At 53.7% G+C, this 25,278-nt stretch carries 21 protein-coding genes; 12 read left to right on the plus strand and 9 right to left on the minus strand.

Annotated features, from left to right (window positions below; all coding sequences use genetic code 11):
* The first annotated feature begins 9 nt into the window (after positions 1-9).
* On the plus strand, positions 10-1,668 hold the full coding sequence (locus ACYVC2_RS19790; protein WP_461104914.1) for a RagB/SusD family nutrient uptake outer membrane protein: 1,659 nt from the start codon (positions 10-12) through the stop codon (positions 1,666-1,668).
* A 187-nt stretch (positions 1,669-1,855) separates the two neighbouring features.
* Here the strand turns inward: ACYVC2_RS19790 and ACYVC2_RS19795 are convergent, their stop codons facing one another.
* The 6 genes from ACYVC2_RS19795 to ACYVC2_RS19820 form a co-directional block, all read right to left on the minus strand.
* Positions 1,856-2,605: a TMEM175 family protein gene (locus ACYVC2_RS19795; protein WP_461104916.1), complete on the minus strand. Its 750-nt coding sequence runs from the start codon at positions 2,603-2,605 to the stop codon at positions 1,856-1,858.
* Positions 2,606-2,746: 141 nt separating this feature from the next.
* On the minus strand, positions 2,747-3,724 hold the full coding sequence (gene trpS / locus ACYVC2_RS19800; RefSeq protein ID WP_461104918.1) for a tryptophan--tRNA ligase: 978 nt from the start codon (positions 3,722-3,724) through the stop codon (positions 2,747-2,749).
* 89 nt (positions 3,725-3,813) lie between these two features.
* Positions 3,814-6,081 (minus strand): NADP-dependent malic enzyme, encoded by a 2,268-nt coding sequence (locus tag ACYVC2_RS19805; RefSeq protein ID WP_461104920.1) that lies wholly within the window; start codon positions 6,079-6,081, stop codon positions 3,814-3,816.
* A 111-nt stretch (positions 6,082-6,192) separates the two neighbouring features.
* Complete coding sequence (locus tag ACYVC2_RS19810) at positions 6,193-6,600, minus strand: PIN domain-containing protein (protein WP_461107196.1); 408 nt, start codon at positions 6,598-6,600, stop codon at positions 6,193-6,195.
* Positions 6,601-6,910: 310 nt separating this feature from the next.
* Positions 6,911-7,327 (minus strand): hotdog fold thioesterase, encoded by a 417-nt coding sequence (locus tag ACYVC2_RS19815; protein WP_461104922.1) that lies wholly within the window; start codon positions 7,325-7,327, stop codon positions 6,911-6,913.
* Between the two features lie 162 nt (positions 7,328-7,489).
* Positions 7,490-10,120 (minus strand): ABC transporter permease, encoded by a 2,631-nt coding sequence (locus ACYVC2_RS19820; protein ID WP_461104924.1) that lies wholly within the window; start codon positions 10,118-10,120, stop codon positions 7,490-7,492.
* Between the two features lie 283 nt (positions 10,121-10,403).
* On the opposite strand from ACYVC2_RS19820, the gene ACYVC2_RS19825 reads away from it, so the two are divergent.
* The 9 genes from ACYVC2_RS19825 (at position 10,404) to ACYVC2_RS19865 (ending at position 20,080) form a co-directional block, all read left to right on the plus strand.
* The gene (locus ACYVC2_RS19825; protein WP_461104926.1) at positions 10,404-13,208 is read left to right on the plus strand and encodes a PAS domain S-box protein; all 2,805 of its coding nucleotides are present in this window, start codon (positions 10,404-10,406) and stop codon (positions 13,206-13,208) included.
* A 5-nt stretch (positions 13,209-13,213) separates the two neighbouring features.
* Positions 13,214-13,603: a response regulator gene (locus ACYVC2_RS19830; protein WP_461104928.1), complete on the plus strand. Its 390-nt coding sequence runs from the start codon at positions 13,214-13,216 to the stop codon at positions 13,601-13,603.
* Positions 13,604-13,856: 253 nt separating this feature from the next.
* On the plus strand, positions 13,857-14,126 hold the full coding sequence (locus tag ACYVC2_RS19835) for a sigma-70 family RNA polymerase sigma factor (protein ID WP_461104930.1): 270 nt from the start codon (positions 13,857-13,859) through the stop codon (positions 14,124-14,126).
* A gap of 438 nt (positions 14,127-14,564) precedes the next feature.
* Positions 14,565-15,203 (plus strand): histidine phosphatase family protein, encoded by a 639-nt coding sequence (locus ACYVC2_RS19840; RefSeq protein WP_461104932.1) that lies wholly within the window; start codon positions 14,565-14,567, stop codon positions 15,201-15,203.
* Positions 15,204-15,343: 140 nt separating this feature from the next.
* Complete coding sequence (locus tag ACYVC2_RS19845) at positions 15,344-16,444, plus strand: sensor histidine kinase (RefSeq protein ID WP_461104934.1); 1,101 nt, start codon at positions 15,344-15,346, stop codon at positions 16,442-16,444.
* A gap of 57 nt (positions 16,445-16,501) precedes the next feature.
* Positions 16,502-17,239: a LytR/AlgR family response regulator transcription factor gene (locus ACYVC2_RS19850; RefSeq protein WP_461104936.1), complete on the plus strand. Its 738-nt coding sequence runs from the start codon at positions 16,502-16,504 to the stop codon at positions 17,237-17,239.
* A 37-nt stretch (positions 17,240-17,276) separates the two neighbouring features.
* On the plus strand, positions 17,277-18,140 hold the full coding sequence (locus tag ACYVC2_RS19855; RefSeq protein ID WP_461104938.1) for a DUF3298 and DUF4163 domain-containing protein: 864 nt from the start codon (positions 17,277-17,279) through the stop codon (positions 18,138-18,140).
* 117 nt (positions 18,141-18,257) lie between these two features.
* Positions 18,258-19,796: a hypothetical protein gene (locus ACYVC2_RS19860; protein ID WP_461104940.1), complete on the plus strand. Its 1,539-nt coding sequence runs from the start codon at positions 18,258-18,260 to the stop codon at positions 19,794-19,796.
* Positions 19,793-20,080, plus strand: a complete 288-nt coding sequence (locus ACYVC2_RS19865; protein ID WP_461104942.1) for a hypothetical protein — start codon at positions 19,793-19,795, stop codon at positions 20,078-20,080. The genes ACYVC2_RS19860 and ACYVC2_RS19865 overlap by 4 nt, the downstream gene beginning before the upstream one ends.
* A 22-nt stretch (positions 20,081-20,102) precedes the next feature.
* On the opposite strand, the gene ACYVC2_RS19870 is transcribed toward ACYVC2_RS19865, so the two are convergent.
* Together ACYVC2_RS19870 and ald are read right to left on the minus strand one after the other, a co-directional pair.
* The gene (locus tag ACYVC2_RS19870; RefSeq protein WP_461104944.1) at positions 20,103-20,579 is read right to left on the minus strand and encodes a group II truncated hemoglobin; all 477 of its coding nucleotides are present in this window, start codon (positions 20,577-20,579) and stop codon (positions 20,103-20,105) included.
* 106 nt (positions 20,580-20,685) lie between these two features.
* Positions 20,686-21,819, minus strand: coding sequence for an alanine dehydrogenase (gene ald / locus ACYVC2_RS19875; RefSeq protein ID WP_461104946.1), 1,134 nt, complete (start codon positions 21,817-21,819; stop codon positions 20,686-20,688).
* Positions 21,820-21,994: 175 nt separating this feature from the next.
* Here ald and ACYVC2_RS19880 point away from each other — a divergent pair, with 175 nt between their 5' ends.
* The gene (locus tag ACYVC2_RS19880; protein WP_461104948.1) at positions 21,995-22,459 is read left to right on the plus strand and encodes an Lrp/AsnC family transcriptional regulator; all 465 of its coding nucleotides are present in this window, start codon (positions 21,995-21,997) and stop codon (positions 22,457-22,459) included.
* Positions 22,460-22,632: 173 nt separating this feature from the next.
* Positions 22,633-23,355, plus strand: a complete 723-nt coding sequence (locus ACYVC2_RS19885; RefSeq protein ID WP_461104950.1) for a DsbA family oxidoreductase — start codon at positions 22,633-22,635, stop codon at positions 23,353-23,355.
* 132 nt (positions 23,356-23,487) lie between these two features.
* Here the strand turns inward: ACYVC2_RS19885 and ACYVC2_RS19890 are convergent, their stop codons facing one another.
* Positions 23,488-25,116 carry a catalase gene (locus tag ACYVC2_RS19890; protein WP_461104952.1) on the minus strand — a complete coding sequence of 543 codons (1,629 nt, stop codon included), beginning with the start codon at positions 25,114-25,116 and terminating at the stop codon, positions 23,488-23,490.
* Between the last annotated feature and the right edge of the window lie 162 nt (positions 25,117-25,278).

A 25,278-nucleotide genomic window follows, 5' to 3' on the forward strand; every position in this document is an offset into this window, starting at 1 on the left:
ATTGATTCTATGAACAAGTTTAAACTATATGCATTAACCCTGGCGTTCTCAGGACTGATGGCGTCCTGTAAGGAACAACTGGACGTTAAAAACCCGAACCAGCCGTCGTCTGACGCATTACGTTCGGAAACGGGGCTCATCCTGTATGGGGAAGGTTTTTATATCACCGGTTTCCGGGATGTGAAATATTACGATGGCGTTCCGGGCTATTTCTGGTCGGGGGCCATCGGCAACCACGAGCTGATGGGCGACGTGATCGGGACCGATATTGCCAACGTCTTTATCAACCAGATTGGCTGCCCCGATCAGGTGAAACTCGACGACGGTACGGTGCTGGTCAACCCGAATTCGCCCAGCAAGCAAATCGATTTCATCCGGATTACGGCGAACGTAAACTCGACCGGTTTCCAGAACTCGATCTATTACGAATGGGCGTACATGTATAACATGAACAATGCGGCCAACACGATCCTGGCGAATATCGACGCGGTTACGTTCACGGGCGATGCCGCGACGAAGAAAGGCGTGCTGAAAGCCTGGGCGTACTGGTGGAAAGGGTACGCGTATTCGCGGATCGGCTCGATCTATTACGCGGGTATCATTAACGACAAAGCAAACGGCGAAGTGCTCAGTGGCACAAACGGTAACTACGTCACGAAAGAAGCCATCATTGCCGAAGCCAACAAGAGTTTCGATGCAGCCACTACCATCCTGAACGGATTAACGGCCAATGCCGACTATACGGCCACGCTGCAGGGCCTGATTCCGAACTTCAACCGGGTTGGTAAAGGAGGAAGCGCGACGGCAGTCATCACGCCGGCCATGTGGATTCGGAACATCAACACGATGAAAGCCCGCAATATCCTGGTAAACACCCGTGTGGCTGCCATGACCGCCACGCAGTGGGCCGATATCCTGACCCTGACCAACAATGGTATTCTTGCTTCAGACTTTGTATTTACGGGCCGTTCAAACCAGAGTGCTGATTTCCTGTCGCCAACGGCCGGAACGGTTTCCGGGAAAACAACGGGTTCGGGCAATACCTACAAGATTTCGGAACGGCTGATTCAGGATTTCAAAACGGGCGATCTACGGTTTACCAACAACTTCAAGCAACGCACCTCTCCGTACATTGGCGAAACATCACGGGGCAACTCCTTCTTCACCCGCTATGACCTTGTAAACCGGGGAGCCTCAGGTTCGGAAGGTAGTGCATCGGTCATTTCATTCTCGAATACGAACGCTGGTGGCTATGAACTGTACATGGCCAGCTCGTACGAAGAAAACCAGCTGATGAAAGCCGAAGCGCTGATCTATACGGGCAAAATTGATGATGGTCTGGCGCTGATCGACGAAGTCCGGAAAGCACAGGGCGCCGGGCTGGACGCCGTTGCCAAAACAGGGCTGACCCTGGACGCTGCCAAAGAAGAGCTGCGTCGGGAACGTCGGATCGGCTTATTGTTCCGGGCGCTGTCGTTCTACGATGCGCGTCGCTGGGGCCTGCTCGAAACAGGCCGGACGGGCGCCGTGGCACTGAGCCGGACGGGCGCCGTGAGCAAAAACGCTACCATCACCTATGGCTATCTGGATTACTGGGATGTACCCGATAACGAGCTCGCCTACAATCCGCCAGCCGCCGGTAGCGCCCCCACCAAGAATCCGAAATAAGCTTATTTATGGTTGTGGGTTACCGCTAGATAAACACGTAGTAATCTACTAGTAAGTCTAAAAATAGAGCATGCAGGAGTAATCCACAGTCATAAATAATTCCAGTATAAAAAGAGACTCCCGGTACAGTAGCTATGGGCTTCGTACCGGGAGTCTCTTTTTATACTGGAAGTCTGAGAAAGCTAATTTACCGTCGGCCGTTTGGTCCTCTGTTCGTAGCACCGGGACGTTCGAGGCTACCACGCTGGTCTCTCGTTCGGTAAACCATGCGAGCGACGACAATCAGTGGTAGTTTGGTAAAGAGTGAGATAAATGCAAAGGCCGGGCTCAGAAACGACAGCCCAACCGCCAGCAGGGCATTGATCATATCCAGGTTGCAGAACAGCCGATACTGAGAAATCATGGATTCTGATATGCTGTCCTCCTTCAGGAAATCGTGTCGGTTGATGCGATTCGAAGAGAACCAGTGATTATCAGACACATAGTCCCAGATGAGATTCTGGCAGCAGGCGATCAGCAGCGTATTTAAACTGTAGAGAAAAATGGCGGGTGTATCGAAAAAATACGAGCTGACCAGCGACGTCGAAAACGGGAGGGTTACGATAAAGAATAGCCAGGCAACATTGTACCCGAGCAACCGCTCATCGATCTGTTTGATGTGAGCGAAAAACATGTGGTGCGTCTTCCAGAAATTGGCGATGTTGACGAAGGATAACAGAAAAGCCGCAAATACTTTCCATTCGCCCAGAATATCGGAGAAGCTTAAATGACCGCTGGATGTCGGCTCGATTTTAATGTCCAGGGCCAGCAGCGTGATCGCAATGGCTACGACCGCGTCGCTAAAAAAGACAAGCCGTTCGAGTTGCAGATTTTTTTCCTCGACTTGGGCTGCCTCGTCTTTTGTAGAATGGTGGGTGGGCTTGTTTTTAACTGACACGATGCTGTCAATTTGTAGAACGAACAAGCTGCAATATAACTACATTTTGTGCCCTAGCGCGGACGGTCGGCCGTAGCGGGGGTGGAAACCCGCGATTGTTTACTAAAATCGCGGGTTTCCACCCCCGCTACGGCAAGTCCACTAATTAAAGCCTAGCTTCTCACGGACACGCCCTATGGTCTGTCCGGCAATCACTCTTGCTTTTGCTTCGCCGGCCTGTAGCTCGGCTTCGAGGGCGTCGTTGTTCGTAATGTAGTACGTATAGCGTTCACGCTCGGCGGAAAACTGCGCCAGAATGAGTTCATAGAGTGCTTTCTTGGCCATGCCGTAACCGTAATTTCCGCCTTCATACAAACCGCGCAGGCTGGCAATCTGCTCGTCTGATGCCAGCAGCGAATACAGCTGAAACGTAATATCGGTATCCGGATTCTTCGGTTCTTCGAGCGGAGTAGAGTCCGATTTTATTTTCTTGATCACTTTCCAGAGCTCGTTTTCGGGCAGGAAAATGTCGATGTAGTTGTTGTAAGACTTGCTCATTTTCGCCCCGTCGATGCCCGGAATGGTCATCAGGCGGTCGTCGATGCGGGCTTCGGGCAGCACGAACACCTCTTCGTCGTATTGCCGGTTGAATGCGCTGGCAATGTCGCGCGTCATTTCGATATGCTGCCGCTGGTCTTTCCCGACCGGGATGATTTCGGCATCATACAGCAGAATATCGGCTGCCTGCAATACCGGGTAAACGAACAGCCCCGTATTGACCGGCCCGCTCGAACGATCCGACTTCTCTTTGAACGAAGTTGCGTTGTTAAGCATCGGCATGGGGGTAAAACAGCTTAGATGCCAGGCCAGTTCAGTATGTTCGGCCACCCGCGACTGCCGCCAGAACGTATTCTTTTGAGTGTCCAGCCCAAACGCCAGCCAGGTAGCCGCCACCGCCCGCGTGAACTCCCGGCGGGTGGGCCCGTCCTTGATGGTTGTCAGCGAATGCAGGTCCGCAATGAATAGAAATGATTCATTGTCAGGTAGTTTCGATAATTCGATAGCGGGTTTAATCGCGCCGAGGATATTGCCTAAATGCGGTCGCCCGCTGGATTGGATTCCGGTTAAAATACGTGCCATGATTTCAGTGAAGAGTGAAGAATGAAGAGTGCTGAATATGTATCGCGTCGCCAGTTATTCTACACTTTTCATTCTTCACTCTTAATTAATTATTTTCCTTGTGCTTCGACGACGGCGATGGCGACCATGTTGACGATTTCGCGTTCGGAGGAGCCTAGCTGCAGTACGTAGACGGGTTTGCGAATACCGAGCAGAATCGGGCCGATGGCGTCGAAACCGGCGGCTTCGCTCATCAGGTTATAGGCAATGTTGGCCGCCGACAGATTCGGGAAAATGAGTGTGTTGGCGCCTTCGCCCACCAATTTGCTGAACGGATGATTCTGCTGCAACAATTCGGTGTTGAAGGCCAGGTGCGCCTGAATTTCACCATCGACGATCAGATCGGGATGTTTCTGTTGCAGAATCTCGACGGCCCGGTTCATCTTCTCCGCGTCCTCACCTTTGGCGCTCCCAAAGTTGGAGTAGGTAACCAGCGCGATCCGGGGTTTAATGTTGAACCGCTCGACGGTCCGGGCGGTCAGCTCCGTTATTTCCACAATTTCTTCCGCCGTCGGGTTGAAATTGACGGTCGTATCGGAGAAAAACAAAGGCCCGCGTTTGGTCAGCAGAATATACATACCGGCCACTTTTTTCACCCCCGTCTCTTTCCCGATGATCTGTAAAGCGGGTCGGATGGTGTCGGGATAGCTGCGTGTCAGGCCCGAAATCAGCGCGTCGGCCTCGCCCGTTTCGACCATCATGGCCCCGAAGTAGTTGCGGACGTTCATCGTTTTTCGCGCTTCAGTCGGATTGACGCCCTTGCGTTTACGCTTCTCGAAATACTGATCGCCAAACCGCTGCACCAGCGCATCCTGCTCGGGCGATCGAGGATCCAGAATCGGTATCTGGCCTAAATCCAGGTTGTTTTCCTGAATGATCTGCTGAATCTTAGCCGTTTCGCCCAGCAGAATTGGGTAGGCAATGCCTTCATCCCGAACCTGTTGGGCGGCTTTAAGTACCTTCAGGTTCTCTGCGTCGGCAAAAACTACCCGCTTGGGATTGGCTTTGGCTTTTGTCAGAATGACCCGCGAAATCTGGTTGTCCTGCCCCAGCCGCCGGGCTAGCTGCTGCTCGTAAGCGTCCCAGTCGGTGATGGGTTGACGCGCCACGCCCGACTCCATAGCTGCTTTGGCCACGGCAGGCGCTACGGTCGACAGCAACCGCGGATCGACGGGTTTGGGCAGAATATAGGTTCGCCCGAACAGCATGTTCGATTCGCCGTACGCCAGGTTCACCAGATCGGGCACGGGCTTTTTGGCCAGCTCAGCCAGCGCGTAGGTAGCCGCCAGCTTCATGGCTTCGTTGATTTCCGTGGCCCGAACGTCCAGCGCTCCGCGGAAAATGTACGGAAAGCCGAGTACGTTATTCACCTGATTCGGATAATCCGAACGCCCGGTAGCCATAATGATATCGGGTCGGGCGGCCATGGCGTCGTCATAACTGATTTCCGGATTCGGGTTGGCCATCGCAAACACGATCGCATGCGGAGCCATGGACCGGATCAGCTCCTGGCTGACGATATTGCCTTTGGAAAGACCGATGAACACATCGGCACCGGCGAAGGCATCGGCGAGTGAGCTAATCGGTCGGGTGGTGGCAAACGGACGCATCATCTCGTTGAGGTCCGTGCGGCCGGTGGTGAGCGGTCCGTTGACATCGAACATCACCATGTTTTCCCGCTTGGCGCCCAGGGCAACATACTGGCGGGCGCACGAAATGGCCGCGGCCCCCGCACCCAGGATGACAAACTGAGCCGTTTCGATCTGCTTACTGACCAGCTCCAGCGCGTTGAGCAGGGCCGCTCCGCTCACAATGGCCGTGCCATGCTGGTCGTCGTGCATGACCGGAATAGTCATCTCGCGCTTCAGCCGCTCTTCGATTTCGAAGCATTCGGGCGCTTTGATGTCTTCGAGATTCACGCCCCCAAACGTCGGTTCCAGGATCTTGACGGTGCGAACGAACTCGTCGATGTCTTTGGTATTCAGTTCGATGTCGAAGACGTCGATATCGGAATAAATCTTGAACAGCAGCCCTTTTCCTTCCATGACAGGCTTGCTGGCGATCGCGCCGATATCGCCCAGACCGAGTACGGCCGTACCGTTGCTGATGACGGCAACGAGGTTTCCTTTGGTAGTGTATTTGAAGGCATCGTCGGGGTTGGCTTCGATGGCCAGGCAGGGTTCGGCCACTCCCGGCGAATAGGCTAGCGAAAGGTCGCGCTGGGTGCTATATTCTTTCGAAGGAATCACTTCAAGCTTGCCCGGACGTCCCTTGGCATGGTAGTCCAGCGCATCTTCGCGCCTTATTTTCTGAATCATGGGGTTGCTGCAACGATTGGAGCGCGAAGGTACGGAAAAAGTAAGCGGGCTAGCGGATTAATGTAGTGGAAGAGACTTACGGCTATTCAGGTAAGTCTGTTAATTACATAATCATTTATCATGATCTTCTAAAATTTGATGGAAATCTTCCAGACTAATTACATTGACTCTGGGAAAATCAATCGTGACTAATACATTGAAATGTGCATCTTCAGTTAGTAAATAATCAGCGCCAGCGGCAATAGAACAGTCAGAAAATTTATTGTCATCCGTGTCGACGGTAAGAAACCACCAAAAGAACGACACCCATACTTTCTCGACAAAGGGAGAATTAATCAGCGCTTCAAGTACCTTATCTGCGACATCCCGCCGACGAAATTCCCATTCAATAATCTCATCGTATTCTTCTAAAATATCGGTTGTCACACAGAGGGTAAAACTTTCGGAGAAAATAGCCTGATAAAGCCAGTGAGATAACGATTTTGGCGAGATAGCGCTTAGTAACTGGTTGGTGTCAATGACCCACTCTTATGACTGAGAACCACCTTTAGAACGGACTTTGTAGTCGGTACGTAAATGAGTTTTTCGCCAATCACTCATGGTGTCGTCCGTAAAACCCTGCTGATCCCAAACGCTATCGGCTAGCATTGCCGCTTTTTGGGCAAAATAGTTGGATTATATTACCTTGATTTCCTTTAAATCTTCGTAGGGAACGTTACGGGAAAAACCTTCAATAACTCTAACTGAAGATTTGAAAGGGGATAGTTGCTTTCCATGGCAATATAAATTGACGATAACAAATTTAAAGAATGTCATGGTGATTCGTGTATTATCCCCCAATCACCGCAATCGTCAGCCGGCTCACGCAGACCAGCTTGTCGTCTTCGGTCGTGATGCGGATGTCCCACACGTGCGTGGAGCGTCCGATGTGGAGGGGCGTACACCGGCCATACACCCAGCCGTCGCGGACGGAGCGGATGTGGTTGGCGTTGATCTCCAGCCCTACGGCCCGCTGCTTCGTCGGGTCGTCCAGCAGCATGTACGACGCCACACTGCCCAGGGTTTCGGCCAGCACTACCGACGCGCCCCCGTGCAGAATGCCGAAAGGCTGGTGGGTCCGCTTGTCGACCGGCATACGGGCAATCAGGTAGCCTTCGCCCGCTTCGATGAACTCGATACCGAGGAGTTTACCAATGGAGTCGGTGTGGGTGAAATCAAGGGCATTCAGGTCAAAGCCAGCTTTCATACTCGATTAAGGTTGAAACGTTTCGTGTTCGTTGCGGCATGCCGCCTTCATTTTTTGCCAATATAGAAAAAAGGGTTGATCGGATGCCCGATCAACCCTTTTGCAAACGTAAGCAGGCAGAAACTAACCGGCACTCAGGCCATATCCACTAATCGGTACATCCTATTCGCCCTTCAGCACGTCCACCGGGTTGCTCCGGGCGGCCCTGATCGTCTGCGATCCGATCAGCAGGCAGGCAATCAGCAAAACCACCAGCAAGCCGATCAGCAACTCGGTAACCTGCATGGGCGTGTGGTACGGAAAATGGGTCAGCACAACGGCTTCGAAGAACAGGTAGGTAACGGGCAGAGCAATAAGGGCCGATAGCGACAACTGTGCCAGAAAACCACGGCTCAGCAGGTAGATCAGGTTGGCGGAGCCCGCGCCCATCACTTTGCGGATGCTGATTTCCTTCAGCCGGGTTTCGGTCGTGTAGACTACCATACCCAATAAACCCATCGATGCGACCGAAATGGCGAGTAGGGACAGGAACCCAACGATCTTGATCAGAACCGAGAATTCGCGGTAAGCATCTTCTATTTCCTGGTCATAGAATTTAGCCTGGAATGGATGAACCCGGTCGATCTTTTTCCAGGTGGACTCGATCCTGGCCAGGGTTGCCGGCAAGTCGGTACTTCGTATTTTGGCGTTGATGATGGCCCGGTCTTCGGGTGTCCAGAACATAAAGGCGACCGGCTCGATGAGGTTGTCGACTTTCCCATAGTGGAAGTCTTTCATAACGCCAACGATCGTCATCCTGCGTTCTTTTACCCTGAAACTACTGAAGGTAATTTCCTTCCCGATGGCTTTTTCGGGATCTTGGCCAGCGATGTTGAACCGTTTTAAGACTTGCTGGTTGACGATCACTTCCGTGGCGGCTTCGGCAGTCGTAGGGCGTGCCCTGAAATTCCCTCCGGCGATGAGCTTGTACTCGTGCAGAGCCAGGTAGTTTTCGTCGACGTGGTTCGTCAGCACCAGCGCCGAGTCGCCAGAATCAGCGTATTTCATAAAACCGCCCCAGGCATTTCCTACGCTGGTGATGATCAGCGACCGCGACAGGGCCGTTACCTCGGGCAGCTCGCTCAGTTTTTTCAGAAGTGCGTCGGGTTTGTTTCCCTGCGTATTGATATTCAGGATGTTTTCAGTATTGAATCCCAGGTCGAAGGCGAGTATGTTTTTATATTGCACGTAGCCGATGGCGGTCGTTGTGACGAAGATCAGGGTGAGCGTGTATTGAACCACCACCAGAGCGCGTCGGAGGGTTACGTGTTTGATTACTTTCACCGACCGATACGCTGGTGGTCTGGCCGGTCCGCCGGTGTGGTTCAGGGCGGCCATGTTTCGGAGCGCACTGATCGCGCTGACTTTCGAAAAGAACAGTGCTGGCATCAACCCCGCTATAACCCCTACGGTGACTGAAAAGAAGATGAACGCAAGAATTCGGTACGGTGTAAGCGCAAGCTTCACCAGGTGTTGCATCTCCGGGGCCAGCTGGATCAACTGCGGCCGCAGGACCAGAAAGAGCACGAACGAAAGAAGCAGGGCGGCCAGCGAAATCATGACCGCTTCCACCAGAAACTGTTGCCATACCTGACTCTTCCCGGCACCGATCGCTTTGCGAAGACCCACTTCCCTGAAGCGACGCATGGCGCGTGCCATGGAAAGATTGGTATAGTTGAAACAGGCCGACAGAATCACGACGAGGGCCAGCCCGCTGAGTATCCAGAGCACAACCGGAGGCAGGTGAGGGCCCACCGAGCCCGAGCCTCCTTCAGAACGCCGGAGAGTCTCTCCGACCACGAGCTCATTTAACGGAAGAAGCTCGAGTTGAATTTTCGAGGGGGCTCCGGCATGATTCTCCTCCCTGGCCAGTGCGTCGAGCTGCAACTGGATAGACGCCATATCGGCCTTGTCGGATAGCAGCAGGTATACGTAGTTCGACGATATATTGGTCCATTTCTCGAAGTCGTGGTTGGCCCTGTTGAGTTGCTTGGCCGTCGACAGCGATACCAGCGCTTCGAAGCTGATGTGCGAAAAGAAAGGAACGTCTTTCATGACACCCGTTACCTGGTAATCGAGCGTATCGAACCGGATCACCTTGCCCAGCGCAGCCTGGTTGCCGAATAGCTTCCGCGCGGCCGTCTCCGTGAGAACGATCGAGTAAGGATCGTTCAGCGCCGTGTTGGGATTGCCTTCCAGCATCGGAAAGGTAAAGATCCGGAAGAGGGACGGCCCCGCCCAGAAGCCTTTGAGCGGGAGAACGTTGTCGCCAACCCTGGCGTCCTGCGAAAAATCAGTGCGCAGAATAGTTACGTCTTCAACGCCGGTCACTTTCTGCCGGAGTAGCTTGCCGGTTTTAAGGGATGCCGTGGGAAACTTGCCGACGGCCTGCGCCCGGTTGGGGGGCGTCTTGCCTATCCCAGCCTGGCTTTGTTGCCGATTGTCCGTCAGTACGCTGGTGATGCGATAAATCCGCTCCCCATTCTGGTGGAACTTGTCGTAGGAACGCAGGTCGAACACAAATGCGATCAGCAGTAAGCCGACGGACATACTGATGGCGAGACCGACTATATTTATGGCCGAGAAGAGCTTGTTGCGCATCAGGTTGCGCCTGGATGTTTTGATGTAGCTTCCGATCATGATCCAGTTGGTAAACAGGGGAATACGTTTTGATCGTTGTAGGGGATCGGTTTCGAAGAAATTGACGGCGTCGACCCTGTCGATCCGCTTCGCACGGGGAAGCGAACGATCCATTCGACGTACTCGCTTCGAATACGCGGATAACCTGTTGCAAGAATACCGGGTTCGTAGAGGCAGAATGAAAAAATGGGATGAATCAGGCTGAAAATGGGACGAATGACCAATGGCAGCCCTACGCGTCAGGGAAGGGTATGAAAGCGACGACCTTACCGGATACGGTTGGTTTCAGAAGGAAGTTGTTACGGCTGATAACTTATCACCACGACGACCAAAAACGTATGTACAGCCTGTTAAACCTAGTCATGTATTTAGCAGTTTCGTCATAAAACGGACCACTATGCCAAGGCACCAGCAGCCGCTTCATGCCATAAACCTACTTAATCAGCAGCTCGACGTCGATTTCGCACTTCGGGCCGCTGGTCTGGGCATTTGGGAACTGGATCCCGTTACCCAACTGGTGCAGTGGGACGACCGATGCCGGCAACTCTTCGGCCTGACCGGCGATAGGCCGCTGCCTTACGAAGAAGCCATCCGATGCATCCATCCCGATGATGTCGACCGCGTCGATCAGGCGGTTCAGTGGGCCATGAATCCGCAGTCAGGGGGGCACTACGATGTGACCTATCGTACGATCGGGGCCGACGATAGGGAGGTGCGGTGGGTCCGCTTTATGGGTAAAAGTTATTTTCACCCGGGCGGTCAGGTTTATCGCTTCGCTGGTGTGGCCCAGGAGGTTACCCAGCAGATGTGGGATCAGCAAGCCTTACAGGAAGCCAAAGCCCGTCAGACCTATCTGTTGACGCTCAGCGATCGCCTGCGCTGGCTGAGCGACCCCATCCAGATTCAGTATCAGGCTGCCTGTCTCCTGGGGGAGTTGCTGGGCGCGAACCGGGTGGGATACGCCCAGACCCAGAACGACAAGGCACTGGTAGCCGTAACCTGCAACTACACGCAGGGCGTGCCGGGTATCGAGGGCGTGTATCGATATGAAGAGTATGGCCCCGACCTGCTAAAAAGCATGCAGGCTGGCCAAACGGTTGTTCGTGCCGATATTGCGGGAAGTCCTGCCCTGAACGCAGCGGAGAAAAAGGCGCATGCGGTGTTGCAACTGGGAGCTACCCTGAACGTGCCGCTGGTAAAAGAGGGCCAATTGGTCGCCATTCTGTTTGTTCATTATCAGGAGGCACATGCCTTCACAGAGCACGAGGTAGGGCTGGTGCAGGAAACGGCCGAGCGCATCTGGGCAGCTGTCGAACAGGCTCGGGCCGAAGAAGCCTTACGCCAGTCTGAAGCCAAATTCAGACGCTTAAGTGAAAGCGGATTGGTAGCGGTAGCCTTCTTTGAGATTGGCGGATCTATTGTCGAAGCCAACGACGCCTTTTTGGCGATGCTCGGCGTAAGTCGGGATGAATTGAACTCCCAAAAGGTTCGCTGGGATGTATACACTGCCCCAGCCTGGATGACCCGGACCCGGCAGGCTATCGCAGAATTTAAAAAAACCGGTTCGATCCGGCCCTACGAAAAACAATTTTATCATACCAGTGGTGAACTGCGCTGGGGCATCTTTGCCGGTGCCACCCTGGGCGATGGTAAAACCGGTGTTTCTCTGGTCGTCGATATTACCCAGCGTAAGTTGGCCGAAGAGGCCGTGCAGGAGAGTAAAGAACGTTACAGCACGCTGCTGGAGAACTTACCCGATTATGCCATCTTCCGCCTAAACCCCGACGGTATCATCACCGAGTGGACCATCGGTGCCGAGCGGGTAACGGGCTATTCCGCCCAGGAAATGGTCGGTTGCCATGTCTCACTGGGCTATCCACCGGAAGAGCTAGCGGTTGGGCAACCCGAAAAAGAACTTCAGGAGGCTATCCGGACTGGCCGTGCCGAACGGGAGTTCATCCGGGTGCGCAAAAATGGAGAGCACTTCTGGGTCAATGAAATAACTACGGCTATTCGTGATGGGCACGGTCAACTGACCGGCTTTACCAAAATCAGCCGCGACATCAGCCGCCGTAAGCGGGCGCAGCAACGGCGCCTGCAACTCGAAGAGCGCACGCGCCTGGCGCTTGAAGCCGCCGATATGGCCACTTGGGAATGGCATTTACCGACCGATGCCATGTTCTGGAACGAACCGCTTTTTCGGCTGTTGGGTATGAGCGCGCAACCCGAGCCGCAACCGTCGGATGCCTTCCTGAGCCGGATTCATCCCCAGGACCAGCCATGGGTGAGGAGCGCGTTGGCCCGGGCCGTTGAGGAGCAGGGCTTGTTCGATGTCGAATTTCGTGTCGTGGCCGCCGATGGGCCAACCCGCTGGTTGAGCGGCTACGGGCGCATAACGGGCCAGGAAAGCGGTCTGCCAACGCAAATGAGCGGGGTCATGTTCGACATTACGGACCGGAAGCTGGCCGTCGAAGCGCTGCGGGAAGTCGACCGACGCAAAGATGAATTTCTGGCCTTGCTGGCTCACGAGTTACGTAACCCTATTACCACTTTATCCAATGCGCTGATGCTGCTCGAAGCCACCGGGGGCGAGGACGAACAATTACCCCTGGCGTCGATTCAGCCGATGATGCGTCGGGAGTTGACTCATTTAGTGCGTCTGATCGATGATCTGCTGGATATCAGCCGGATCAATCGAGGTAAAATCGAGCTTCGCCGACAACGGCTCGATCTGACTAAACTGGTGAATGAAGTAACGACGACCATGCAGCCGCTGATAGAACAGGCGCACCAGCAGTTGATGACGCATCTGCCTAGTCAATCCGTTGATATCGAGGGGGATGCCGACCGGCTCCGGCAGGTGCTGCGCAATCTGCTGGGCAACGCAATCAAATTTACGCCGGCCGGAGGACGGCTTGTGGTAAGCCTGCAACCCATCGCTGGAGAAGCCTGTCTGCGGGTGGTAGATACGGGTATTGGGCTGGCAGAGCAGGACCTGACGCGGATTTTTGATATGTTTGCCCAGGTAGATGCGTCACGCACGCGGTCGCAGGGTGGTTTGGGGCTGGGGCTGACGCTGGTTCAGGAATTGGTTCACTTACACGACGGTCGGATAGAAGCCCATAGCGAAGGGCTAGGCCGGGGTAGCGAATTTATCCTGTATCTACCTTTATCGGTTAGCCCATCTATCAACTCCTTATGAATGCAATGAACAAACCCACCGCCAACGGGCTGATCCTGCTGGTCGATGATAATCAGGATGCCACACTGATCATGTCGCGCATGCTGCAAGTCAATGGGTATCGGGTTCATACCTGCCACAGTGGTCAGGAGGGCCTGGAAGCAACCGAGCAACTGCGTCCGGCGGTGGTCGTTCTGGATCTGGCCATGCCGGGTCTGGATGGGTATACGGTCTGTCAGCAGATCCGGGCCCAACCCTGGGGTAGCTCGATACGCCTGATTGCGCTATCGGGTTACGGCAGTCCGACCGATCAAACCCTGACTCGGCAATCGGGTTTTGATGCACACCTGGTCAAGCCGGTTGACTGGACCAGCCTGACCAGGTTGTTGGATCAGTGGCTGGCGGGGACCGCCTGAGCAGGAAGCTGACGAATGCTGCCTTCTCCCGATATTGGTTAAGTTTTGTGGTGGCTGTATTTACCTTAGTATGGTACGTCTTATCGTTTACTTCTTAAACGTATACCTGTTTACCAATCAGCGATAAAAAATTGCTACTTCTGGTAATTTGCAGTGACCGCCAAGCCGATTGGTCGTCCTAAGTCAACGCTTGCTGGAAATCTTCGTTGCATGAATCGACAAAATGCCGGCAGGAACTGATTTTCCTCAAAAGATGCCAGTCGATCCAGATACGTTCTTAGCAGAAATCTTCGATCCATACGCGCACCGGCTTTATAGCCTGTTGCTGGTATTGGTTAGGGAACCCTTTGAGGCTGATCGTTTTCTGGAGCTTACCCTTCTCAAAGCCTGGCAGGAAGTACAGCTCAGGGGATTGCCGGATACCAACGAGCGGTTTAGCTGGTTAGTCCGGCTGGCTTTGACGACAGGCCTAAGCCCAACCGATATCGTACGGGTAATGACCCAACTGACAATGTGGAAATAACCTGTTTGGCTGGGTAAACACAGAATACGTGATGAGCTCCGGAAAGCCGATGGTAGGTGCCAGACACTCGTGATTTGCTCCCGCAGGTGTTCGCGCGATAGGTGGCAAAGGCCCTATACGCCCTATAGACCCCAAAAACTTATCAATGATACGGCGTCGGCTGATGCCAACTGGAGCCGGGAAACACGGGGCAATACGAATCATTTGCTGCTGAAAACAACTATAGAATACAAGATGCTGGCATTCAACACTAAGGTCCCAGTGCGGTCGGGTTGGTTTTTATTGTAAATTTGTAGGAGCAAAATGTAGTAAAGCGAATAATTGTTTAAGTGTTGTTTCCGTGACGTTTTGGTAATTAACTGTTTACCAAAATGTTGTATCGCTTTCAACAGGTTGCGCTCAATTTTAGAAATTTCGTCCATACACAACGCAGTACGCTTGACACAAAAAACAATTTACCTGATTCGCCACGGCGAAACCGACTACAACCGGCGGGGCGTAGTACAGGGCAGCGGGGTCGATTCGGACCTCAACGAAATGGGACAGGCGCAGGCACAGGCATTTTTTCAGGCCTACCAGCACGTCCCCTTCCACAAAATATACATTTCGGGCCTGAAACGGACTTACCAAACCGTCGAATCGTTTATCGATCTGGGGTTGCCTTACGAAAAACTAACGGGCCTCAATGAAATCAGTTGGGGCATCATGGAAGGCAAAGCTCCCGGCAACCTGGAAAATGAATATTACCGGGATCTGATCGAAGCCTGGTCGTCGGGCAATACGGCCAGAACGACCGACGGGGGCGAAAGCCCGGATCAGGTGGTAGACCGGCAGCGCGAAGCCTTCGAGGTCATTCTCTCCCACCCGGAGGAAGAAATCGTGCTGGTAGCCATGCACGGCCGGGCTATGCGGATTTTGCTGTGCTGGCTGACTAATCAGCCCCTCTCCTCGATGGACCAGTTCGAACACAGTAATCTTTGCCTGTATAAACTTCACTACACCTACGATACAAACACCTTTACGATTGAATTAGCCAACGACACGGCCCACCTGTTATCGCTGGCCCTGGCGCACTAGTTCCAAATGCCGAACCAGTTATCCGGTGTTCATGGCCGATAATCCACCTATATGCCCACTGATACCGGCTAGCGCCAAACTGTTCGCGGAAGACCGTATATTCGTTACTTGTCAGAGAATGGGCGTTGAGTGAAATGGACATGTCGAAGCAGAAAGTATATTGGTTTTGTCAGCTTTTTGGCTGGTCGCTCCTCGTGCTGGTGGAGTACTTGGCCTATGTGCTGGAATCGGGTTTCGTAGCCGATGTGCTCTACCTGGCCATTGCCAATATCTTTCTGGGAATCACGCTGACGCACCTCTACCGGCTGATGATCCGGCGCTGGAACTGGGTTCGGCTGCCTTTCTTCCGGCTGGCTCCGCGTGTGCTGCTGTCGGTGTTCGTCATGGCCGTTATCATGACTACCCTGAACCTGCCCGTCGATCAGCTCCTGGTGCCGCAACATATGGTCGATGAACCCTGGCTGGTGATCGGGTATCTGATCAGCTGGGGGAAGACCATGCTCACCTGGGTGTTGAGCTATACGGCTTATCATTACGTCGAAGAAAATCGAAACGCGGAAATCGAACGCATTCTGCTTAAAACCAGCATTCGCGAAACCGAAGCCAAGGTTTTACGATCGCAACTGAATCCGCACTTTGTCTTCAACGCACTCAACAGCATCCGGGCACTGGTCTACGAAAACCCAACCAAAGCGCAGCAGGGCATTACCCAACTCTCGAACCTGCTCCGAAATTCGCTGCTGGCCGACCGGCGGAAGACCGTCGAACTGCGCGAAGAAATCAAAACGGTAGAAGACTATCTGGCCCTGGAAAAAGTTCGTTACGAAGACCGGCTGACTTCTCACATCGATCTCGACGGTCGAACGCTCTTCTGGCAGGTGCCGCCCATGATGCTGCAAACCCTGGTCGAAAATGCTATCAAGCACGGCGTTTCGACCGCCGTTGGGGGCGGATTCGTGGAAGTAAAGTCGAACATCGTGGCCGATAAACTGCACATTCTCATCCGGAATACAGGCGTGCTGGGCGATAAGGAGGCTTCCGGCGGTTTTGGTCTGGCCAACACCGCCCAGCGGCTCGAATTGCTGTATGGACCCGAAGCAAGTTTTCACATCTTTCAGGAAAACGACCATCCAGATCCGCGAACCGGTGGACCCGTCGTTTGTGCCGATATTACCATTCCGGCCCAGTCGGAAGGCTTGTTTAAACGCCATGCAACCGTAAAAATGATGACGGATGAATAAAACATTCCCCCGTCTTCACCTGCCATCATCGTACCGGCGATCCGGTCATCATTCCCTATGAAAACCCTTATTGTTGACGACGAACGCTTAGCCCGCAACGAACTGCGCCGGCTGCTCGAAAATTTCCCCAAAATTCAGATCATCGGCGAGGCCGCCAACGCCGACGAAGCGCTGCCCATGATCGAAGAACTGGAGCCTGATTTGCTGTTTCTGGATATTCAGATGCCGGGCAAAAATGGCTTCGAGCTATTGCAGTCGATCGAAGGCAAAACTCCGGAGGTTATTTTCACGACTGCCTTCGACGAATATGCCATCAAAGCGTTTGAATTCAACGCCCTCGATTATTTACTGAAACCCGTCGAACTGGCCCGGCTGTCCGAAGCGATTCATCGGGTCGAAGAAGAACAGCATATTCCGGAGTCGTCGGGTGGGCCATTGCCGGGAGGCTCTACAAAGATTTTAGGCGAAAACGATCAGGTGTTCGTGAAAGACGGCGAAAAATGCTGGTTCGTCAAGCTTGGCAAAGTGCGGCTGTTCGAGTCGATGGGAAACTACGTCCGGCTGTATTTCGATGATCAGAAACCGCTGGTTCTCAAATCGTTGAATGCGCTCGAAGACCGACTCAATCCGGCTACGTTTTTCCGGGCGAATCGAAAGCATATTATCAATCTGCAATGGATTGAAAAAATCGAACCTTGGTTCAGCGGGGGGTTGCTGGTGACCCTGCGCGGGGGCGATAAAATCGAAATTAGTCGACGACAGGCAATTCGATTTAAAGATTTGTTAAGTTTGTAATAGTTAGAGTGATCGTTGGTTAAAAATGGTCACTCTAATGAATAAAACTGACAAGCTGTATAAAGCAACTGAGTTGGTGATCAAACGCCAGTTGCTCTGTTTCATGAAGTATTATTTTGTCGTCTTCCTCTTCGTTCTTTTTGGTTTTTTCGCTGCCTGCCAGTTTACGCCTTCAGGACCTCCCGCTTTAGAACATAAAGAATACACCTTTGCCGGCGCCAACCGCTGCGATACTACCCGAAATCTGGGCGTAAACGTATCGGTGTCGTATGTTTTGCTCAAGGAAGGAACGGAAGGGGCGCAGAAAATCAACGATAGTCTGCGCCGGCTGGCGGTAAACAGCGTAATCGGCTGGCTCGACAGCGCCACCGTAGCGGCCAATCCCGACACTCGTACCGACCTCAACAAGGCGGCCAGCCTGTTTGCCACCGACTACGAGGCCATGCGGAAGGACCTGAGAACGCTGGGCGGCTGTTGGGAGCTGAAAACCTCGGCCGACACGCTCCACGCCAATGCAAAAACCCTGACCGTTCGGTTCGAAACGTACGCTTACACGGGTGGAGCGCATCCCAACGCCAATCTGTCGTTTTACAATTTCGATCGGGAAACCGGACGCATGTTGACCCTGGCCGATATGGTAACCGACACTACGGCTCTGCTGGGCGCGGTCGAGAAAGCGTTTCGGAGCCAACAGGAGCTGCAGCCGCAGGTGAATCTGGAAGAACAGGGGTATTTTCTGCGGGATGGCCATTTTTTTCTGCCTGCCAACGTTGGCATGAACCAGGAGGGGCTGGTTTTTTACTATAACCCCTACGAAATTGCCGCTTATGCCGTCGGCCCGATCCAGGTGACGGTGCCGTATGCCCAACTGAACGGTATTCTGCGTGACGAATGGTTTTAATTTAGTTCGTACGTATACGAAATTGATCGGCATCGGGGATTCTGCAGGCGGTTATTTCCGTAAGTTTGCCCGTTCGACGCACCCGTCGCCACCGCTGCTGCGTTGCTTTTGTCGTGTATGAAATCAAAATGGATTGTTCCGGTTGCGGTCAGCAGCCTGTTTCTGCTCCTGTTTTTCTGCTTTAAGGTCATTCGCTTTCAGGAACTGTATTACACGTTCAACGACATGTATATCTTCCTGCAGGCGTCTTACAGCTGGATCGATGGGCGACCGCTGCTCTACGAAAACATCTGGGGCTACGACGACCGGATTCATAACAACTACGCGATGCTGCTGTGGGGGCCGCTGATCTACATCAGCGGTGCATACGGGGCTTTTATCATCCAAACCCTGCTTACCCTGCTTAGTTACGTCCTGTTACTGCGGTATATAACCCGACAGATGGCAATCTGGGCCGTATGGCTGATCCTGGTACTGTTGCTGATCGGCCCGGTCTGGATCTGGATGAACGATCACCCCGGCATCGGCTGGCATCCCGAGCTGACCTATCTGCCGCTTTCTCTGTTGTTTCTGCTCACTTTATTTACCTACCAGACCGCCTGGTTTTGGGTGACGGCCGTCCTGATCGTCCTGGTGAAAGAAGATGGAGCCTTACTGGCCGGCGCCATTCATCTGGCCTTCCTAAGCCTGCATTACCTGCTGGCCGACCGCAAACGAACTATTTTCGGGATTCTCACCCAGGCCCGGTTCTGGATGGTGCTGGGTGGCTGGGCGGCTGTGTTTATAGCGGGTATGGCCTTTTTATCGTTTAAGAACCACGCGGTCGAGCCAGAGCCCCGCCTGCAACAGGCGCTGAACGCCATTGCATCAGGATTGCACGAAGGTACCTTCATTCGTAAAAACCTGAAGCTGCTGATTCAGACATTTTTGCTGTTGTTGCCGTCCATCGGAATTCTGGTATACGGCCTGGCCAGGGTGGGTTGGCGGCAGGCGGGGAGTATCGTGCTGGTGTATAGCGTGGCGCAACTGGCCCTGTTGTTATCCAACTGGGTGCAGGGGGCCACTTACTACGGCACCAACGCGCTGTTCGATCTGGTATCGCTGACCTGGCCTCCGCGGTTCGTGCTGGTGTACGCGTTTTCGATAGCCTATGTGCTGATGGTCTGGGTCCTGTTCGAAGCCGGAAAGCGCCCTGTGCCGATCTGGCAACCCGCACTGATCGGCCTCGTGCTGCTGCTGATTCAGTTTCCGATCGTGCAGTACGCCCGCCCGGATTTCCGGCCCGTTACCATCCTGAAAAACCTGCTTCGACACCACTTCGACCCGTTTAAGGAACCTATGCTGCCCGCTTCAGACGTTGCCGTGATCGACAAACTGGCGCAGACGATCCCAGCGCATTCGAATGTGTTTATCTTTGATTTCCTGGTTCCGGTTTTTCATAAACATTACAACATCTGGCCGACCGAAAAGCAGTGGGAAGATGCCGACCTGGCCATCATTCCGAACAATGATTTTCAGAAGCTGGGTGCGCGCCTGCCGCGGGTGATGAAACATCCCTACCGCGCCATTCGCCTGAACACCTATACGATCTTTGTCACACCGGCTTATGAGCCCTACGTAAAGGCTTCTTTGTCCGCTAAACCTATCGCACAATGACCCTGGATCAGTTTACCGCAACCCTTATGGAGCCGCAACCACCAACCGGTCTGCACCCCGTCGCCCAGGCGCTCTGGTACGACGCCAACGGCAACTGGGAGCAGGCCCATAACATTGCCCAAAGCCGCGAAGGGACACAGGCATACGACCGGCTCCACGCGTATCTGCACCGCAAAGAAGGCGACCGCTTCAACGCTAACTACTGGTATCGGCGGGCGGGCGCGTCGTTTTTCAACGGGTCGCTGGAGGAAGAGTGGCAGGCACTGGTGCAGCAATACCTCTAGGGAGAGGTAGGTTTGCGTTTCGTCAGGGAACGTACGGCCCGCCTGTTTCGCCCCAACCCCAGGTAGGCATGGGTGCATCCTGCGGTTCGCCGACGTTATCGACCTTTGAATTGATCACTGCCAGCCGGGACCCCCACTCCAGGTAGCCGACTAAAGCCGAACGAAATTCCGGATCGTCGGGCAAGCCCACGGTATCGGCGGTATCCAGGATCAGATCGATCCAGCGCCGGCGCTGGGTTTCGGTCAGGTGGCGGCCCAGGTGCTTGTGAATCATGGCATAGTGGCTGCCTTCCTGGCTGCTGTATGTCGTTGGTCCCCGAAACACTTCAGCAATAAAATGAGCGACGTGCCGTGAGTGATCAGGCGACATATGCCGAAAGACTGGTTCCAAAATGTCATCGTTCCGGACGCGCTGGTAAAATAAGGCCGTCCAGGCTTCAAAATTTTCCATACCGCCCGCCCATTCATAAAGCGTCGGTATCGTTTGCTCCGGTTGCATAGCCATCCATTTGTTTGTTTACTGTCGGTTACTCAGGCAAATAAATAAAAAAAGACCGCACTCCAAAGAATGCGGCCCCGTCTGTCGATGAATAAGTAATATCGTATTAGACCTGTTCTTCTTCCTCTACCAGAACCGAGCTGACGGCGGTAAGGGGCAGGTCAAATGCGTCGGCAACTCCTTTATAAACGACCTTGCCATCCACCACATTTAATCCCAGTTTGAGATCGGCATTGTCGCGGCAGGCCTGCTGCCAGCCTTTGTTGGCTAATTGCAGCGCATACGGAAGGGTCGCGTTGGTCAGGGCCACGGTGCTGGTATAGGGCACCGCACCCGGCATGTTCGCTACACAATAATGGACGACGTCGTCGATGATGTACGTCGGATTTTCATGGGTTGTTGGATGGCAGGTTTCAATGCACCCGCCCTGATCGACGGCTACGTCGACGAGTACGGTTCCCGACCGCATCTGTTTGAGCATCTCCCGCGTGATCAGGTGGGGCGCTTTAGCTCCCGGAATCAGCACGGCCCCGATGATCAGATCGCAGACTTTGATCATCTCCCGAATGTTGTATTCGTTCGACATCATGGTCTGCACGTTCGGGGGCATAATGTCCGACAGGTACCGCAGGCGCGGCAGGCTTACGTCCATGATGGTTACGTGGGCACCCAGACCCGCGGCCATTTTAGCCGCCTGCGTACCGACGATTCCTCCCCCCAGCACCAGCACATTTGCGGGTTTTACCCCCGGAACGCCCCCGAGCAGAATGCCCCGGCCTTTCAGTGGTTTTTCGAGGTATTTGGCGCCTTCCTGAATGGCCATCCGGCCGGCTACTTCCGACATAGGAACCAGCAGGGGCAGGCTCCGGTCGGGCCGCTCAACGGTTTCGTAGGCCAAACAAACGGCCCCTTTCGCCAGCATGGCCCTGGTCAGCTCTTCCGATGAAGCAAAGTGGAAATAAGTGAACAGCAACTGGTCCTGCTTGATCAGGTCGTATTCGCTCGCAATGGGCTCTTTGACCTTCATGATCATCTCGGCAATGGCATACACATCTTCGATGGTAGGCAGCATGGTCGCTCCGGCCGCAATGTATTCTTCGTCTTCAAACCCGCTGCCTTCGCCCGCGTTGACCTGTACGTATACAATGTGGCCGTGCTTACGAAGCTCGGTAACCCCGGCTGGCGTGAGAGCTACCCGGTTTTCGTTATTTTTTATCTCTTTAGGGACGCCAATAACCATAACGACGAAAGCGGTTTTAGATGAAGATCAATCGATAATACAAAGGTAAAATGAGCGTATTTGTTTTCTAATAGAGGTCATTTTTTTGGGAAATCTGATTAAAATATGCATCATTTGCAGGAAAAAGTACTGCCACTCCGGCATCGTCTGCAACCGTACCGTACTAATTGCCGCCATGGAATTTCTGGATAAGCTCGACCGTCGCCTATTGACCCTGCTGCAGAACAACGCGCGCCTGACGATTCAGGAGATTGGCGCGAAAATCAACCTGTCGAAAACGCCGGTTCATGAACGAATCAAACGACTCGAACGGGAAGGCGTTATCGATCGTTACGTAACCATCCTGGATAAGAAAAAACTGGGGAATCTGCTGATGGTTTACTGTCAGGTAACCCTCGACCGACAAACCCGCGACGCCTTCGCGGCTTTCGATCTGGCCGTCCGCGAACTACCCGAAGTACTGGAGTGCAATCGCGTATCCGGTACGTTCGATTACCTGCTCAAAATCGTCAGCCGCGATATGGAAACCTACAACCGGTTTCACCAGGATCGCCTGTCGGTCATTCCGGGAACGCTGCACATCAGCAGTTTTTTTGTCATGGCCGAAGTGAAAAACTCAACGGTCATCCCGATCGATTGATTGCTTAAACACAGAACCACCGAGAACACAGAGGATATTTAGCCCTATCTCTGTGTTCTCGGTGGTTCTGTGTTTAATCTCACACCTAAATTAATTAGCGCAAATTGGTGTTGGATGGTCAAAGCCGCTCGAGACGGGGCGGCTTCGTTGAAGAAACCATTACAAACTGCATTATGGAAGTCGAAATATGGAGTGATGTCATGTGCCCGTTCTGCTACATCGGCAAGCGGAAATTTGAACAGGCGCTGAGTCAGTTTGATCACAAAGAGGACGTACGGGTTGTCTGGAAAAGCTTTCAGCTCAATCCGGCCATGAAGACCGAACCGGATAAAAACATCAATCAATACCTGGCGGAAGTGAAAGGCTGGAGCGTCGGGCAGGCGAAACAGATGAACGACCGGGTTACGGAAATGGCCCGCGAAGTAGGGCTGGAATACAATTTCGATCGGGCCGTGGTAGCTAATTCGTGGGATGCCCATCGGCTGGTGCAACTGGCCAAAAAACACGGTCTGGGCGACGCAGCCGAAGAGCGGTTATTCCGGGCATATTTCACCGAAGGCCGCAATACCGCCGATCGGGCAACCCTGACCGAGCTAGGAACGGAAATCGGGCTGGCCGAAGCGGACATCACGCGCGTTCTGACGAGTAACGAATTCGCGCCGGAAGTAAGCCAGGATATTTACGAAGCGCAGCAGGTAGGAGCGAAGGGCGTTCCCTTTTTCGTGCTGAACCGGCGCTATGCGGTGTCTGGCGCGCAGGCGCCTGAAACCTTCCTGGGCGCACTGACCACCGCCTGGTCTGAGTGGGAGCAGCAACACCCAAAGGTAACGCAACTGGCTGACGACGAAGCGGTTTGCACACCCGAGGACGGTTGTGTCGTACCGGAGAAGAAGTGATAAATTCGTTTGTTATGCTGACGAAGGAAGCATCTTAAATCGTCCCAACTAAGCGTTAGCTAATGTCGAGATGCTTCCTTCGTCAGCATGACAAAAAAGTATGGCCTGCTATGGCAGAACGAATCCAGTAGGTCAATACGGCTTCGCTTCGTGCGAGGTTTCGACGGCTTCCTGCACTGCTTCTTCAGCAGATGCCTGACCGTTCGACTGGCTTTGTTGCAGTCCTTCACGCACGCGACGACCGTACTCTTCGTCGCAGAGCGTAAATAGCTCGATCATTTTGTCCTGAATGGGCTGCTCGGCTCCCGACAGCGCATTGACCAGGTTGCTGATTAGATCGTCGCGTTCCCAGTCTTCGTGCAGCCGGTAGCGTTCGCCCGCCTGCTTGAAGTTGTTGGTGCGGTCGATCGGTTGGCGAATGACGTTGCCGGCAACGTAGGGCGTGTGGTCGGGACCCGACGCGGCCGGTTGTTTCAGCCCGTTCATCGAAGACGGTTCGTAATTCACGTGCTTGTTCTGATCCGGAGCCGTGTCTACATGGTAGGCCATCTGCCCGTCGCGCTGGTTGGTCGCTACGTGTTTTCGGGGCGCATTGATCGGCAGTTGCAGATAGTTCGTGCCAACCCGATACCGTTGCGTATCCGAATACGAGAACGTACGACCCTGCAGCATTTTATCGTCGGAGAAATCCAGTCCATCGACCAGCACCCCGGTTCCGAAAGCAACCTGCTCGACTTCGGCGAAATAGTTTTCCGGGTTCTTGTTCAGCGTCATCATGCCGACGGGCAGGAACGGAAACTGATCGGTCGGCCAGATTTTCGTGTCGTCGAGCGGGTCGAAGTCCAGTTCCGGATGGTCATCGTCGCTCATAATCTGAACACACAGCTCCCATTTTGGGAAATCTCCGCGCTCGATGGCATCGAACAGATCCTGCGTAGCGTGGTTGAAGTTTTTCGCCTGAATGGCTTCGGCTTCCGGCTGGGTGAGGTTTTTGATGCCCTGCACCGGCTCCCAGTGGTATTTGACCAGCACCGCTTCGCCCGCCTGATTCACCCACTTGTAGGTATTCACGCCCGAACCCTGCATCAGCCGGTAGTTGGCCGGAATGCCCCAGGGCGAAAACAGAAACGTGATCATGTGCATGGCGTCGGGCGTATTGCTGATGAAATCGAAAATACGATGCCCGTCCTGGCGGTTGGTGACCGGATCGGGTTTGAAGGCGTGCACCAGATCGGGAAACTTCATCGCATCCCGGATGAAGAACACCTTCAGGTTATTGCCCACCAGGTCCCAGTTGCCGTCTTCGGTATAGAATTTCACCGCAAAACCGCGGGGGTCGCGCAGGGTTTCGGGCGAGTGTCCGCCGTGAATGACGGAGGAAAAGCGAACAAAAACCGGCGTCTGCTTGCCTTTCTCCTGGAACAGTTTAGCCCGGGTGTATTTCGAAATGGGTTCATCGCCCACCGTTCCATACGCTTCGAAAATGCCGTGTGCCCCTGCGCCCCGTGCGTGCACGACCCGCTCCGGAATACGCTCCCGGTCGAAATGACTGATCTTTTCGAGGAAGGCATAGTTCTCCAGCGTTGCCGGCCCGCGGTTGCCAACCGTACGTAAGTTCTGGTTGTTGGTCAGCGGGTGACCCTGGCGAGTGGTTAAGGTTTGATCGACGGGCTGGTCCTGCGGCTGCAGACCGGTAGCACCGAATTCGGGTCCGGGCGTAGAATGCCCATTCTGACCATTGCCGTTTTGATTTGTAGCCATGATTGATAGTTAGTAGATCATCGGCTTAACGGGGGGTCGGCTGAATAGTTTGTTGATCGGACTGTATTATTAGGCAACGTTCCTGCGTGTCGAAGGCCCTATTCCGGCTTTTTTTTCTTCATCTACTGAAAAGGTGAGTAGCATTTGGCCACCCGTACTTTG

It is taken from the genome of Spirosoma koreense (assembly GCF_054777875.1).

Bases quoted from the DNA above. Each gene is read 5' to 3' on its own strand.
- ACYVC2_RS19790 (WP_461104914.1), top strand. From the start codon at position 10: ATGAACAAGTTTAAACTATATGCATTAACCCTGGCGTTCTCAGGACTG.
- trpS (WP_461104918.1), bottom strand. From the start codon at position 3,724: ATGGCACGTATTTTAACCGGAATCCAATCCAGCGGGCGACCGCATTTA.
- ACYVC2_RS19805 (WP_461104920.1), bottom strand. From the start codon at position 6,081: ATGATTCAGAAAATAAGGCGCGAAGATGCGCTGGACTACCATGCCAAG.
- ACYVC2_RS19815 (WP_461104922.1), bottom strand. From the start codon at position 7,327: ATGAAAGCTGGCTTTGACCTGAATGCCCTTGATTTCACCCACACCGAC.
- ACYVC2_RS19820 (WP_461104924.1), bottom strand. From the start codon at position 10,120: ATGGATCGTTCGCTTCCCCGTGCGAAGCGGATCGACAGGGTCGACGCC.
- ACYVC2_RS19825 (WP_461104926.1), top strand. From the start codon at position 10,404: ATGCCAAGGCACCAGCAGCCGCTTCATGCCATAAACCTACTTAATCAG.
- ACYVC2_RS19830 (WP_461104928.1), top strand. From the start codon at position 13,214: ATGAACAAACCCACCGCCAACGGGCTGATCCTGCTGGTCGATGATAAT.
- ACYVC2_RS19835 (WP_461104930.1), top strand. From the start codon at position 13,857: ATGCCAGTCGATCCAGATACGTTCTTAGCAGAAATCTTCGATCCATAC.
- ACYVC2_RS19845 (WP_461104934.1), top strand. From the start codon at position 15,344: ATGTCGAAGCAGAAAGTATATTGGTTTTGTCAGCTTTTTGGCTGGTCG.
- ACYVC2_RS19850 (WP_461104936.1), top strand. From the start codon at position 16,502: ATGAAAACCCTTATTGTTGACGACGAACGCTTAGCCCGCAACGAACTG.
- ACYVC2_RS19855 (WP_461104938.1), top strand. From the start codon at position 17,277: ATGAATAAAACTGACAAGCTGTATAAAGCAACTGAGTTGGTGATCAAA.
- ACYVC2_RS19860 (WP_461104940.1), top strand. From the start codon at position 18,258: ATGAAATCAAAATGGATTGTTCCGGTTGCGGTCAGCAGCCTGTTTCTG.
- ACYVC2_RS19865 (WP_461104942.1), top strand. From the start codon at position 19,793: ATGACCCTGGATCAGTTTACCGCAACCCTTATGGAGCCGCAACCACCA.
- ACYVC2_RS19870 (WP_461104944.1), bottom strand. From the start codon at position 20,579: ATGCAACCGGAGCAAACGATACCGACGCTTTATGAATGGGCGGGCGGT.
- ald (WP_461104946.1), bottom strand. From the start codon at position 21,819: ATGGTTATTGGCGTCCCTAAAGAGATAAAAAATAACGAAAACCGGGTA.
- ACYVC2_RS19880 (WP_461104948.1), top strand. From the start codon at position 21,995: ATGGAATTTCTGGATAAGCTCGACCGTCGCCTATTGACCCTGCTGCAG.
- ACYVC2_RS19885 (WP_461104950.1), top strand. From the start codon at position 22,633: ATGGAAGTCGAAATATGGAGTGATGTCATGTGCCCGTTCTGCTACATC.
- ACYVC2_RS19890 (WP_461104952.1), bottom strand. From the start codon at position 25,116: ATGGCTACAAATCAAAACGGCAATGGTCAGAATGGGCATTCTACGCCC.